A 12,082-nucleotide genomic window follows, 5' to 3' on the forward strand; every position below is an offset into this window, starting at 1 on the left:
GTAGCATTCAATTTTCGCTTCGTCACGATCGGCTCACCAGCGGGCCCGAGGACGAGGTGGTGAATCGGAAAAGAAGCACATCATGCAGCAGGCAGATTTCGTCATCATCGGCTCCGGCTCGGCGGGTTCCGCCCTCGCCTACCGGCTTTCGGAAGACGGCAAGAATACCGTCATCGTCATCGAGGCGGGCGGCTCCGATTTCGGGCCGTTCATCCAGATGCCGGCGGCGCTTGCCTGGCCGATGAGCATGAAGCGCTACAACTGGGGCTATCTCTCCGAGCCCGAGCCGAACCTGAACAACCGGCGGATCACCGCGCCGCGCGGCAAGGTGATCGGCGGCTCCTCCTCGATCAACGGCATGGTCTATGTGCGCGGCCACGCCGAGGACTATAACCGCTGGGAAGAGCTCGGCGCGCAAGGCTGGGCCTATGCCGACGTGCTGCCCTACTTCAAGCGGATGGAGCACAGCCATGGCGGCGAGGAAGGCTGGCGCGGCACTAACGGTCCGCTGCACGTCCAGCGCGGCGTCTTTCGCAACCCGCTGTTTCGCGCCTTCATCGAGGCCGGCAAGCAGGCGGGCTTTGAGGCAACCGAGGATTACAACGGCTCGAAGCAGGAAGGCTTCGGGCTGATGGAGCAGACGATTTTCGGCGGCCGGCGCTGGTCGGCTGCGTCAGCCTATTTGAAACCGGCGCTGAAGCGGCCGAATGTCGAAGTCGTCTATGGCCACGCCCAGAAGGTGATAATCGAGAACGGCCGGGCGACCGGCGTCGAAATCGAGCGCGGCGGCAGGGTCGAGATCGTCAAGGCCAATCGCGAGGTCATCGTTTCGGCCTCCTCCTTCAATTCGCCGAAGCTCCTGATGCTCTCAGGCATCGGGCCGGGCGCGCATCTGCAGGAGATGGGGATCGAGATAGAGGCAGACCGGCCGGGCGTCGGCGCCAACCTGCAAGACCACATGGAATTCTACTTCCAACAGGTCAGCACCAAGCCGGTTTCGCTCTATTCCTGGCTTCCCTGGTTCTGGCAGGGGGTCGCAGGCGCGCAATGGATGTTCACCAAATCGGGGCTCGGCACCTCGAACCAGTTCGAGGCCTGCGCCTTCCTGCGCTCCGCGCCTGGCGTCAAGCAGCCTGACATCCAGTATCACTTCCTGCCGGTCGCGATCAGCTATGACGGCAAGGCGGCAGCCAAGAGCCACGGCTTCCAGGTGCATGTCGGCTACAATCTGTCGAAGTCGCGGGGCAATGTCACGCTTGGTTCCTCGGAACCGAAGACCGATCCGGTCATTCGCTTCAACTACATGAGCCATCCCGAGGACTGGGAAAAGTTCCGTCATTGCGTGCGGCTCACCCGCGAGATCTTCGGCCAGAAGGCGTTCGACCAGTATCGCGGCCCGGAGATCCAGCCGGGCGAGGCCGTCCAGAGCGATGAGCAGATCGACGCCTTCCTGCGCGAGCACCTGGAAAGCGCCTATCACCCATGCGGCACCTGCAAGATGGGCGCGAAAACCGACCCGATGGCGGTCGTAGATCCCGAAACGCGCGTCATCGGCGTCGACGGGCTGCGCGTCGCGGACAGCTCGATCTTCCCGCACGTCACCTACGGCAATCTCAACGGCCCGTCGATCATGACCGGCGAGAAGGCTGCCGACCATATCCTCGGCAAGCAGCCGCTGCCGCGCTCCAACCAGGAGCCGTGGATCAATCCGCGCTGGGAAGTGAGTGATCGGTAACCTGCCGATTGCCATCAGACAAAGCCGATCCAGCGGCCGGCAAGGAGCGCGGATATCCATACGGCCGCGGAAAGGCCCGCCTGCAGGCGCAAGCTCAACGCGGGCGCAGAGCCTGACACGGCCCGTCGCCAGGCTGCCTGGGCATGGACCACGGCGGCGTTCAGAATGCCGAGGACCAACAGCCCCAGCTTCGCCAGGAAGGCGGGATTTTCGGCGTATTCGATCGGCTTGACGCTGAAAAGGGCAAAGCCGGTGATAACAGCTCCCATGAGCCCGACAGCCGCGGCCCGCGACAGGAACGGGCCAACCACCGCCAGCGGCACCGAGCCGACGCAGCCCATCAGCCGCAGATCCAGCGGCAGGATCGCCCCGATCAGCAGCCCGATCGAAAGGATATGGGCGGCGTTGACGACCATGTAGACAAGCGCCGAGCGCCGCAGCCCTGACGACAGCGGGGTTGCGGCGAGCCATTCGAGGAACTCGATCGCCATTGCTTAGTTCGTCTGGATCCGTTCCGGATAGATGTCGTAGCGCTTGTCGGCGACGGTGATCCGCACCGCCTTCATCCGCTTTTCGTCGGCCTTCAGCGAACGGTTTCCGAGGACAACAATCGGATCCCCCTTCTTCGCGGAGCCTTCGACAAAGCCCGAGCGTTCAGTCTGCCTGGGATTGCCAAGTTCGACGAGCCAGATGCCGTCGGCCGTTGTCGCAACGTCGAGCGTCGGGTGCGGGCCACCCATCGTTACCTTCTCGATGGTGCCGCGCAGCTCCGTCTGCTCACCCTCGGCCCACGACCAGCCATGGTGCGCTGCGGCTCCCGTCGCCACGCTCAGCGCGAGGATCGCACCAATTACCATCCGTTTCGAGTTGATGAGACGCATATTCGTTTCTCCCTGCCTCAGGACAGGGGCGAATTGGCGTAGCGCCAGGCAATTGAAAGCTATCTCACCAAATCTTGAAGCGGCCACGTCCGCGTGCCTGATGGCCTCAAGCAACGGGTCTCAGCATTCGCTATCGTAAAGCCTAGGCGAGCAGGCGGGTGACTTCCGCGACCTTTGCCGGCGCGACAGCATCTGCGATCGTCGTGGAGAACAGCACCTTGCGGGTCGCATCCGCCACCTTGGCGAAGACATGGCGGATCTCGCAGTTCTGCTCGCCATCGCAATCATCGCATTTGCGATAAGCGGTGATCGATAGGCATGGAAGCGGTGCGATCGGGCCGTCGATGATCCGAAGCACCTCACCGAAGGTGATCATGTCGGCCGGCTTCAGCAGCAGATACCCGCCCGACTTGCCGCGGCGACTGACGACGATGCCCTGATGCTTCAGGTCGAGAAGGATCTGTTCAAGGAACTTCTTCGGGATCTTCTGCTGCGCCGCAATGTCTGAGATCATCACCGGCTCGCCGTCATCGGCTGCCGCCAACACCGTCAGCGCCCGCAGCGCATATTTTGCCTTTTGCGTAATCATTTTTGACCGTCGACACACACATGGCGGGCGGAATCACAGACCCGCCGCAAGCAGGATCCTGTCTCTATGGCATGCGCAGCATGAACGGAATTTGAACAAGCCGGCGAAACCCTTGAGAGACAAGGTTTTTGGCCTTGTTTTTTCACGCTCGGCCAATACTGCAAATCTACGTCAAAATGCACTTGCGATGTCATCACTTCACATTTCCGATTGACAGGCAACGCGTTACTCTACTAAATCAATAGACAATTTGGCTGACCGTCGACAAACCATCGCCGGTGCGGCTGCTTTTCCGCATTGCAGCGGCCGGGGAGAGATATTTGCTCCTATCGCGCCTGCTTTCGAAATCCGTTTTTCTGTCCGATCCAAGCCCGACCTGCGATACTCCGGCCAACATCAAGGACAGGATCCCCATGACTGTTGCTGCCAATCCGAACGCTGAAGCGGAAACGCTGAACGCGAACCTCGCGAGCCTTGACCTTGCGGAGCGTCTGTCGCTCGTCGCCGGTCTTGGCGGCCGCGTCGTCTTCACCACCTCCCTCGGCATCGAGGACCAAGTCATCACCGCCGAAATCGGCAACCACCGCCTTCCGATTGACGTCGTGACGCTGCAGACCGGACGGTTGTTTCCGGAAACGCTGGCGCTGATCGACGAGACCGAGAAGCAATACGATCTTCACATCAGCCGTTACGAGCCCGAACAGGCAGATATCGATGCCTATGCCGCCAAGTACGGCCTCAACGGCTTCTACGAGAGCGTCGAAGCTAGGCATGCCTGTTGTGGCGTGCGCAAGCTGAAGCCGCTTGCGCGAGCCCTGGCAGGGGCGACGATCTGGATCACCGGCCTGCGCCGTGGCCAATCGGCCAACCGCGCTGAGACGCCGTTTGCGGAATATGACGCGGAGCGTCATCTCCTGAAGGTGAACCCGCTCGCCGACTGGGACCTCGACGTTATCAAGGCCTATGTCGCCGACAACGGCGTGCCGATCAATCCGCTGCACGCCCGCGGCTATCCCTCGATCGGCTGCGAACCCTGCACCCGGGCGATCAAGCCGGGCGAGCCGGAACGCGCCGGCCGCTGGTGGTGGGAACAGGACGAAAAGCGCGAATGCGGCCTGCACGTGGCTGAAGAGGCCTCGGCGATTGCCGCACAACAGTAACCCGTCGACTTCGGGATCGGAGCGCGGCCCGTCGCCTGCGCTCCTCGAAGTCTGAAATGCACCCATTCCGGATGCCTCCCTTCCGAGAATGATTGAAGCCTGGAGTTAGAAATGCCCGATAGCCGTCCGGATACGGAACTCAACAATCCCCGGAGCGCGAAGCCGCCGCTCGACCCGCATTTGAAGGCGCTCGAAAACGAAGCGATCCACATTTTCCGTGAGGTCGCCGCCGAATTCGAGCGTCCCGTCATGCTCTACTCGATCGGCAAGGATTCGTCGGTCCTCCTGCATCTGGCCCGTAAGGCCTTCTATCCCGGTCGCGTCCCCTTCCCGCTGCTGCATGTCAACACCGGCTGGAAATTCCGCGAGATGATTGCCTTTCGCGATGAAACCGCGAAGAAATACGACCTCGACCTGATCGAGCACATCAATCCGCGCGGTGCGGCTGAAAACATCACGCCGTTCACGCATGGCTCGGCCGCCTTTACCGACATCATGAAGACCGAGGGGCTGCGCCAGGCCCTCGACGCCGGCCAATTCGATGCCGCCTTCGGTGGCGCGCGCCGCGACGAGGAAGCCAGCCGCGCCAAGGAACGCATCTATTCCTTCCGCACGCCGGATCATCGCTGGGATCCGCGCAACCAGCGCCCGGAACTCTGGAACATCTACAATGGCCAGATCCGCAAGGGCGAAAGCGTTCGCGTTTTCCCGCTGTCGAATTGGACCGAAGTCGATATCTGGCGCTACATCCAGGCCGAAGACATTCCGCTCGTGCCGCTCTACTACGCCAAGAAGCGCCCCTATGTTGAGCGCGACGGCATGATGATCCTTGCCGAAGATCCGCGGCTGGAACTGTTGCCCGGCGAAGTGCGCCAGGAAGGCATGATCCGTTTCCGCACCCTCGGCGATTTTCCGCTGACGGGCGCCATCCCATCGAAGGCGACCACGCTCGAAGAGGTGATTGCCGAACTCGAAATTGCCACTGTCTCCGAACGTCAGGGCCGCGCCATCGACCGCGACCAGTCCGGTTCCATGGAAAAGAAGAAGCGTGAAGGATATTTCTGAGATGACCGCAGCCGTAACCGCCGCACACGCCCTCGCCGTGCCCGCCGCAGAACCCGCGACGGCGACCCGCGACTCGCGACCGCTGCGCCTCATCACCTGCGGCAGCGTCGATGATGGCAAGTCCACCCTGATCGGCCGCCTGCTCTGGGATACCAAGGCAGTCAAGGAAGACCAGGCCGCCACGCTACAGCGCGATTCCACCGGCAAGCAGAACGATCTCGGCCTGCCCGATTTCGCCCTGCTGCTCGACGGCCTGCAGGCCGAGCGTGAACAGGGCATCACCATCGATGTCGCCTATCGCTACTTCTCGACTGACAAGCGCTCCTTCATCGTTGCCGACACGCCCGGCCACGAGCAGTACACCCGCAACATGGCAACCGGCGCCTCCACCGCCGACCTCGCCGTGCTGCTCGTCGACGCGCGCGCCGGCATTCTGGAGCAGACGCGTCGCCACGCAACGATCGCCTCGCTGCTCGGCATCAAGCAGTTCGTGCTTGCCATCAATAAGATCGACCTGACGAACTACGATCGCGCCGGCTTCGAGAAGATTACGCATGAATTCCGCGAATTCGCGCTGTCGCTCGGCGTCAAGCAGATCACCGCGATCCCGATGTCGGCCCTGAAGGGCGAGAACGTCGTTTACTCCGGTGAAGCGTCGATGCCGTGGTATGCCGGCCCGACGTTAGTCGAGACGCTCGAACTTGCGACCGTTCGCTCCTCGCAGGCGACCGGCTTCCGTTTCTCGGTGCAGCGCGTCTCCCGCCCCGGCGAAAGCTTCCGCGGCTACCAGGGCACCGTTGCCGGCGGGTCCGTCAAGCCGGGTGATAGCGTCATGATCCTGCCGTCCGGCATGGTCGCCAACGTCTCCAAGATCGTCACCTTCGATCTGGTGCGCAACGCGGCAGTCGCCGGCGATGCGATCACGCTGGTCCTCGACCGGCAGGTCGACGTCGCGCGCGGCGACATGATCGTCTCGATCGACAGCCAGCCGCAGGTCGGCCTCTCCTTCGACGCGCAGATCGTCGCACTGCAGCCGGAGGGTATCGAAGCCGGCAAGCGCTACTGGCTGAAGAGCGGCAGCCGCCGCCAGCGCGTGCAGGTACAGCCGTTGGCGCAGCTTGAACTGAAGACCGGCGCCTGGGCTCCTGTCGATACGCTCTACATGAATGCGATCGGCAAGGTGCGCCTCGCCTTCGACGAACAAGCGATCTTCGACCCCTACGAGCAGAACCGGGCGACCGGCTCCTTTATCCTGATCGACCCCGACACCAACAATACGGTGGCCGGCGGCATGGTCAGCGGAAAGCGGAGCGAGCTCGGCGGCATCCACGGCGGCGATGCCCGCGTGATCCTGTCTCTGCCGGCCGATCTCGCCGACCAGATCATGGCGAGCGAACTCTTCGCCAACCGCCGCCACGAGGCGGAGGTGCGACGCATGACCGCCGCTGAGGCGGCCGACCTCTGGTCGAACGCGGCAAGCGACATCTAGGCAAACGGAAACGGGGCCACATCGGCCCCGTTTCTCATTCTAAACTCGCCGCGTGACCCCTACCACAGTGGCATGTGGCGATTGACGTCCTTGTAGAGCAGGTAGCGGAAGCGTCCGGGACCGCCGGCATAGCAGGCCTGCGGGCAGAAGGCGCGCAGCCACATGAAGTCACCGGCTTCGACTTCGACCCAATCCTTGTTGAGACGATAGACGGCCCTGCCCTCGAGCACGTAGAGGCCGTGCTCCATCACGTGCGTTTCCATGAACGGGATCACGCCGCCGGGCTCGAAGGTGACGATCGTGACATGCATGTCGTAGCGAAGATCGGCCGTGTCGATGAAGCGCGTCGTGGCCCAGGCGCCGTCCGTATCCGGCATCGGTTGAGGCGGGTGATTTTCCTCATGCGTGAAGATCGCCGGCGGCGGCTCCTGCCCCTCGACCTCTTGGAACGCCTTGCGGATCCAGTGGAACTTCACGGGTGCAGCGCTCTTGTTCCACAGCGCCCAACAGGAGCCGGCGGGCAGGAAGGCGAAGGAGCCGGGGCGCATTTGCTGTGCCTTTCCGTCGAACTCGACGGTCATCTCACCGTCGACGACGAAGAGCACGCCTTCGGCGCGCTTCTCCGGTTCCGGCCGGTCGCTGCCGCCACCCGGCTGCACTTCCATGATGTACTGCGAGAACGTCTCGGAAAAACCGGTCAGCGGGCGGGAGATCACCCAGGCGCGCGTGCCTTCCCAGTGCGGGAAATAGCTGGTGACGATGTCAGTCATGACGCTGCGGGGGATGACGGCATAGGCCGTCGTGAACACCGCCTTGCTGGAGAGGAGTTCGGTCTGCGGCGGCAGGCCGCCCATGCTGGAGTAGAAGTTCGAGCTGCTCATTGGTTCCCTTTTCACGGGCCGGGATTGTCAATCTGGTTTAAGCGCCGCATCTCTTCTAGGCAACCTTTAGATTGCCGTCGCCGCGGCAGACTGTCCGCGGTGCCTCGCTAGCTCAGGAGGGATTGATGAGTCTCGAAAAACTTCGGGAAGACTATGTTCAGAGGGTCAAGGAATACGAGGACAATCTCAAATCCATGTCCGAGAACGACGTCAAACACTTCCGCGCGGAGGGTGGCGGGCCGCTCTCCGATATCACCGAGCAGATCCGCAACGAGTATTATCGGCATATCGAGACCTATGCGACCCTGATTGCCGAAATCGATGCCATTCTCGGAGCATAGTGCGCTCGAAGCCGGAACAGCCGCTGCACCAGCGGTGCTGGATCGAAGCAATGGGGGCTGCGCGTCCGTAGCCGGGCCCGAGGGTCGGGGACCCTGGCCACTACGGGTGCTGCATCCGATTGCTGAAATGATTGGGCAAGCCGTCTTACGCGATCCTGGCAAGCCTGACATCGGTGTCATCGGCCAAGATCTCAGCCTGCGCGACGGACACGTTTGCCGACGCCATCAACAGCAGGCACAGGCCGACCGCGCGCGGTACTTCGGTTTCACCCGACGCCCAGCGACGTGTCGTCGTCTGATCGACACCAAAGAGCTTTTGGACACCAGCGGCGCTCAGTCCCGTGACGGCAACCGCAGCTTTGTATTCTGAGGTCTTCATGCACTGTTCCCCGCCCGCCGAAGCGCGCTTGTCTGATATATCTTTATGTGAAGCTGCGTACTTTAGTTCTCGCTTATTTTTATGGATACCGAAATGCGACATATGAGCCTCTGTTTGCGACAGACGATGCGACAGCCATGTCGATCTTTGATGGTGGATCCGATGCTTGCCGTAGAGTCGGTCCAGGACTCCAAGGCTGATCCCGAGAAGTCCGGATAGATCGTGAATCTTCACGAGCCGTAAATTTACTGTTGCTTACTTAACCGTTGGTCTCGTTTGTGATCCGATCCACCCAGAAGACATGTTCTCTACCGACTATTGCGGCTACTGTTCGAGGCACCCGTTTTAACCGCGGATGGCAAAGCGATGGTCTTCAGAGGCTCGATTTAAGGAGGGTTTCGTGAAAAGGATAGTCGGCCTTGCGGCCATCTTTTGCTCGTTTTCTATTTTTGCTTTCGCTGCCGCGCCCAGTGATGTCGCCGATCTCGTCGGTACTCGTGCGACGGACGCCGTGTCCAAGATGCAGGCCCGTGGCTACCGGCACGTCAGGAGCAGCACTTGGTGGAACGCCAAGACAGGCACGTGTGTCGATGTACGCGCGTCGTTTGGCCGCTACTCGCGTATCGATCAATTGAAGCCGTCTGCATGCAGCGAAGCTTCCGCAGGATCGCCGGACTTGAGCAACGTTCCGGCTCGCGCTTTGCGCGCGTGCAGCCGACGGGCCGATCGATATCAGAGTCCCCGAGGGGGAACGAACGTCGTCAAAGCAGCCGAGCGGACCGGTCCCACCTGGCTTCTGACGATCGCGACCCGACATTACACTCTAGAATGCACAGTTACGGCTTCCGGCCGCGTAATTCGGATGGACGCGAAGTAAAGAGTCAAGATCCACTGGAGATGCACCCCACATTTCCACAGCTCGTACAGCGGAGCTTCGGCATCAGCGTTTCAATTATCACTCGTACCCCAAATCGCCGCCCAATATCCAACCTGTCCAGCCAACAGAGATGACGGCATTTCGAGTTGCTCTTTCCGTGTGTCGGCGGCGCGTTTGTCTTCGCCGTCGGCTTAAGCAAACCACAGTCGAGAATTTGTAGCCGCCGACGGCTTTCCGACGGATTGGAATTCCAATCACCTGGTGAATCTGTTGGTGAGGTTTTTGTGCGTCCATTGGCACAAATGAAAAAAGCCCGCTTGCGCGGGCTTTTCGGCTGGTCGGAGTGGAGTGATTCGAACACTCGACCCCCACGTCCCGAACGTGGTGCGCTACCAGACTGCGCTACACTCCGTGACCAGCGGCGCCTCTATAGACCGGCCCATCTCGTTGCGCAAGCACCAAAATTCAAAAGCCGGCGCATTTTTTTTCGACAGGGCCGGCGCACCTCCTGAGAGCACTAAGTGGAGCAAAATGACACACTTGCGGCATATTTTGCGATTGCGAAGGCGGGCCGATTTTCTTTTGCTGGGTTCCGCGTTAAAGCGCTCGGCAGGACAAGCGGAAACCGCTGCAGACCAGCGATTCCCGCCGTCGAATGCGCGACAACTTTTCAAGGACGATAGAATGAAACTCCGCACCTTTGCCGCGGCTGGGCTTGCCATTGCGCTTGCCGGCTGCACGACGATTCCGACCTCCGCAGATCCGATCTCCAGCCGCTGGGTTGGCCAGTCGGCCGGCAAGTTCTTTGCCGCCTACGGCCCGCCGATCAGCGACGTCGAGAGCGACGGCGGCGTCACCTACACCTGGAAGGGCGGCTACAAGACGGTCCGCATCCCGGCGAAATACGCAGAAGGTGCAGATGGCAAGCGCGGCAAGCAGATTTCGGCGGCCCGCACGCAGTATTTCCGCTGCCAGGCCGAAATCGTCACCAACGCCGACTACACGATCCGCAGCATCCATGTCGTCGGCGATATCCCGGGCGTGAACGGCCCGTCCTATTGCGCCGAGTTCCTGGCGCCGGCGCAGCCCGCGCAGTAAGAAACGACAGAGCGAGCGTTTGGAAGGCGGCCCATTGGTCGCCTTTTTCTATATCGAGTGTTCTGAGTTGCTGCGCGGCCTCCGTTCGCGGCTGACACCGCGGCAAAAAGACTTCACCATTGCTGGAATTCAATGGCTGGGGCGCCAGGATTCGAACCTGGGAATGCCGGTACCAAAAACCGGTGCCTTACCGCTTGGCGACGCCCCACCAGAGCTTGAAAGCGGAGACCCGCTTGCCAAATCGACGCCTGCTTAGCAAAGCTCGCCTGAGGTCACAATCATTAAGTTTCGGGCCATTGCATATTTCTGTGCGCTTTTAGCGTCACCATGCTAGGTCTCGCCGCAGCCGTCCAGGACGATGGAGTAACGATGAGCCAGTACCGCGCCCGACCGCCTGCCCTCGCAACGCTGCTGCTCGACGATGCCGTGGTTCGGATCACGCGCTGGGATTTCGAGCCAGGTGCCGATACCGGCGTCCATACGCATGGGATGGGCTATGTCGTCGTGCCGATGACCGATTGCCAGTTTCTGCTGGAGGAAAAGGGCGGCAGTCGCAGGGTCGATATTGCCAAGGGCGCTGCCTACCGCCGCGACGCCGGGACCGAGCACAATGTCGTCAATGCCGGCAATCAGCCGATGTCCTTCATCGAGATCGAATACAAATAAATGGCAAGTCCCGAGTTCAATCTGGCCTTCGAGCCCGCCTATGGCCAGGCCGTGCCTGTTGCCTCAGACGTGCAGCGCATTACGGTCAACAATCCGAGCGCCTTCACGTTTCACGGCACGAACAGCTACATCGTCGGGGATCGCTCCGTGGCGGTCATCGATCCTGGGCCGGAGGACGAGGCACACTTGCAGGCATTGATGGCAGCGCTCGATGGACGCGAGGTCACCCATATCTTCATCAGTCATACCCATCGCGACCACTCCCCGCTGTCTCGGCGCCTGCAGGCGGCGACCGGGGCGCGGATCGTCGCCGAGGGACCACACCGCGCTGCCCGGCCACTGCATCAGGGCGAGATCAATCCCTTCGCCGAAAGCTCGGACCTGGGATTCCGGCCCGACGTCACAATCGGCGACGGCGAGACGATCGAGGGCGACGGCTGGAGGCTGACTGGCGTGCTGACGCCCGGGCATACCGCTAATCACGCGGCCTTCGCGCTCGAGGGAACTGGAATCCTGTTTTCCGCCGATCATGTCATGGGTTGGGCTACCTCCATCGTCGCGCCGCCCGATGGCTCGATGGCCGACTACATGGCCTCCCTCGACAAGCTGATCGAGAGGCACGACCGCCTGCTGCTTCCCGGACATGGCGGCCCCGTCCGCAAACCGATCTCTTTCATGCGAGCCCTGAAAACGCATCGGCGGATGCGCGAACGCGCCGTGCTCGGCCGCATCCGCGCTGGCGATACGAACATCCCCGACATGGTGAAGGTGATTTATCGCGAGACCGATCCGCGCCTGCATGGCGCTGCGGCGCTTTCGGTTCTCGCCCATATCGAGGATCTGGTGGAGCGGGGCGAGATCGAAACGGATGGACCGCCTGCCCTTTTCGGCTCCTACCGACCTGCGACGCGGAAATAGCTC

At 61.6% G+C, this 12,082-nt stretch carries 14 protein-coding genes and 2 tRNA genes; 8 read left to right on the forward strand and 8 right to left on the reverse strand.

Annotated features, from left to right (window positions below):
* Positions 1 to 82: 82 nt before the first annotated feature.
* Positions 83 to 1,735 carry a choline dehydrogenase gene (gene betA, locus AS026_RS15265; RefSeq protein WP_062370455.1) on the forward strand — a complete coding sequence of 551 codons (1,653 nt, stop codon included), beginning with the start codon at positions 83 to 85 and terminating at the stop codon, positions 1,733 to 1,735.
* A gap of 14 nt (positions 1,736 to 1,749) precedes the next feature.
* On the opposite strand, the gene AS026_RS15270 is transcribed toward betA, so the two are convergent.
* The 3 genes from AS026_RS15270 to AS026_RS15280 form a co-directional block, all read right to left on the reverse strand.
* Positions 1,750 to 2,226: a DUF6644 family protein gene (locus AS026_RS15270; protein WP_062370457.1), complete on the reverse strand. Its 477-nt coding sequence runs from the start codon at positions 2,224 to 2,226 to the stop codon at positions 1,750 to 1,752.
* 3 nt (positions 2,227 to 2,229) lie between these two features.
* Positions 2,230 to 2,616 (reverse strand): DUF6152 family protein, encoded by a 387-nt coding sequence (locus AS026_RS15275; protein ID WP_018116479.1) that lies wholly within the window; start codon positions 2,614 to 2,616, stop codon positions 2,230 to 2,232.
* A 142-nt stretch (positions 2,617 to 2,758) separates the two neighbouring features.
* On the reverse strand, positions 2,759 to 3,205 hold the full coding sequence (locus AS026_RS15280; protein WP_018116480.1) for an RrF2 family transcriptional regulator: 447 nt from the start codon (positions 3,203 to 3,205) through the stop codon (positions 2,759 to 2,761).
* A 413-nt stretch (positions 3,206 to 3,618) separates the two neighbouring features.
* Between AS026_RS15280 and AS026_RS15285 the strand changes: the two genes are divergently transcribed.
* From AS026_RS15285 to cysN, 3 genes are all read left to right on the forward strand, one after another.
* Positions 3,619 to 4,365, forward strand: a complete 747-nt coding sequence (locus AS026_RS15285; RefSeq protein ID WP_018116470.1) for a phosphoadenylyl-sulfate reductase — start codon at positions 3,619 to 3,621, stop codon at positions 4,363 to 4,365.
* 111 nt (positions 4,366 to 4,476) lie between these two features.
* Entirely contained in the window at positions 4,477 to 5,430 is a 954-nt protein-coding gene (cysD, locus tag AS026_RS15290) for a sulfate adenylyltransferase subunit CysD (RefSeq protein ID WP_018116469.1), read from the forward strand.
* 1 nt (position 5,431) lies between these two features.
* On the forward strand, positions 5,432 to 6,919 hold the full coding sequence (gene cysN / locus AS026_RS15295) for a sulfate adenylyltransferase subunit CysN (protein ID WP_062370459.1): 1,488 nt from the start codon (positions 5,432 to 5,434) through the stop codon (positions 6,917 to 6,919).
* Between the two features lie 59 nt (positions 6,920 to 6,978).
* On the opposite strand, the gene AS026_RS15300 is transcribed toward cysN, so the two are convergent.
* Entirely contained in the window at positions 6,979 to 7,800 is an 822-nt protein-coding gene (locus AS026_RS15300; RefSeq protein WP_018116467.1) for a bifunctional allantoicase/(S)-ureidoglycine aminohydrolase, read from the reverse strand.
* Positions 7,801 to 7,925: 125 nt separating this feature from the next.
* Here AS026_RS15300 and AS026_RS15305 point away from each other — a divergent pair, with 125 nt between their 5' ends.
* Positions 7,926 to 8,141 carry a hypothetical protein gene (locus AS026_RS15305; protein ID WP_018116466.1) on the forward strand — a complete coding sequence of 72 codons (216 nt, stop codon included), beginning with the start codon at positions 7,926 to 7,928 and terminating at the stop codon, positions 8,139 to 8,141.
* A 145-nt stretch (positions 8,142 to 8,286) separates the two neighbouring features.
* On the opposite strand, the gene AS026_RS15310 is transcribed toward AS026_RS15305, so the two are convergent.
* From AS026_RS15310 to AS026_RS15315, 3 genes are all read right to left on the reverse strand, one after another.
* Entirely contained in the window at positions 8,287 to 8,520 is a 234-nt protein-coding gene (locus tag AS026_RS15310) for a hypothetical protein (protein ID WP_018858477.1), read from the reverse strand.
* 373 nt (positions 8,521 to 8,893) lie between these two features.
* Positions 8,894 to 9,151 carry a hypothetical protein gene (locus AS026_RS41705; RefSeq protein ID WP_131815323.1) on the reverse strand — a complete coding sequence of 86 codons (258 nt, stop codon included), beginning with the start codon at positions 9,149 to 9,151 and terminating at the stop codon, positions 8,894 to 8,896.
* Positions 9,152 to 9,732: 581 nt separating this feature from the next.
* A tRNA-Pro gene (locus tag AS026_RS15315) sits at positions 9,733 to 9,809 on the reverse strand.
* 272 nt (positions 9,810 to 10,081) lie between these two features.
* Here AS026_RS15315 and AS026_RS15320 point away from each other — a divergent pair.
* On the forward strand, positions 10,082 to 10,495 hold the full coding sequence (locus AS026_RS15320; protein WP_025661130.1) for a hypothetical protein: 414 nt from the start codon (positions 10,082 to 10,084) through the stop codon (positions 10,493 to 10,495).
* Positions 10,496 to 10,628: 133 nt separating this feature from the next.
* Here the strand turns inward: AS026_RS15320 and AS026_RS15325 are convergent.
* Positions 10,629 to 10,703 (reverse strand) — tRNA-Gln (locus AS026_RS15325).
* Between the two features lie 161 nt (positions 10,704 to 10,864).
* On the opposite strand from AS026_RS15325, the gene AS026_RS15330 reads away from it, so the two are divergent.
* Both AS026_RS15330 and AS026_RS15335 read left to right on the forward strand, forming a co-directional pair.
* Positions 10,865 to 11,161, forward strand: a complete 297-nt coding sequence (locus AS026_RS15330; RefSeq protein WP_018116440.1) for a cupin domain-containing protein — start codon at positions 10,865 to 10,867, stop codon at positions 11,159 to 11,161.
* Positions 11,162 to 12,079 (forward strand): MBL fold metallo-hydrolase, encoded by a 918-nt coding sequence (locus AS026_RS15335; RefSeq protein ID WP_062370461.1) that lies wholly within the window; start codon positions 11,162 to 11,164, stop codon positions 12,077 to 12,079.
* The last annotated feature ends 3 nt before the right edge of the window (positions 12,080 to 12,082 follow it).

The organism is Rhizobium altiplani (assembly GCF_001542405.1).
Lineage (GTDB): Bacteria > Pseudomonadota > Alphaproteobacteria > Rhizobiales > Rhizobiaceae > Rhizobium > Rhizobium altiplani.

Coding starts and splice junctions, on each gene's coding strand:
- betA (WP_062370455.1), top strand. CDS start 83: ATGCAGCAGGCAGATTTCGTCATCATCGGCTCCGGCTCGGCGGGTTCC.
- cysN (WP_062370459.1), top strand. CDS start 5,432: ATGACCGCAGCCGTAACCGCCGCACACGCCCTCGCCGTGCCCGCCGCA.
- AS026_RS15300 (WP_018116467.1), bottom strand. CDS start 7,800: ATGAGCAGCTCGAACTTCTACTCCAGCATGGGCGGCCTGCCGCCGCAG.
- AS026_RS15280 (WP_018116480.1), bottom strand. CDS start 3,205: ATGATTACGCAAAAGGCAAAATATGCGCTGCGGGCGCTGACGGTGTTG.
- AS026_RS15275 (WP_018116479.1), bottom strand. CDS start 2,616: ATGCGTCTCATCAACTCGAAACGGATGGTAATTGGTGCGATCCTCGCG.
- AS026_RS15305 (WP_018116466.1), top strand. CDS start 7,926: ATGAGTCTCGAAAAACTTCGGGAAGACTATGTTCAGAGGGTCAAGGAA.
- AS026_RS15270 (WP_062370457.1), bottom strand. CDS start 2,226: ATGGCGATCGAGTTCCTCGAATGGCTCGCCGCAACCCCGCTGTCGTCA.
- AS026_RS15285 (WP_018116470.1), top strand. CDS start 3,619: ATGACTGTTGCTGCCAATCCGAACGCTGAAGCGGAAACGCTGAACGCG.
- cysD (WP_018116469.1), top strand. CDS start 4,477: ATGCCCGATAGCCGTCCGGATACGGAACTCAACAATCCCCGGAGCGCG.
- AS026_RS15330 (WP_018116440.1), top strand. CDS start 10,865: ATGAGCCAGTACCGCGCCCGACCGCCTGCCCTCGCAACGCTGCTGCTC.
- AS026_RS15320 (WP_025661130.1), top strand. CDS start 10,082: ATGAAACTCCGCACCTTTGCCGCGGCTGGGCTTGCCATTGCGCTTGCC.
- AS026_RS15310 (WP_018858477.1), bottom strand. CDS start 8,520: ATGAAGACCTCAGAATACAAAGCTGCGGTTGCCGTCACGGGACTGAGC.
- AS026_RS15335 (WP_062370461.1), top strand. CDS start 11,162: ATGGCAAGTCCCGAGTTCAATCTGGCCTTCGAGCCCGCCTATGGCCAG.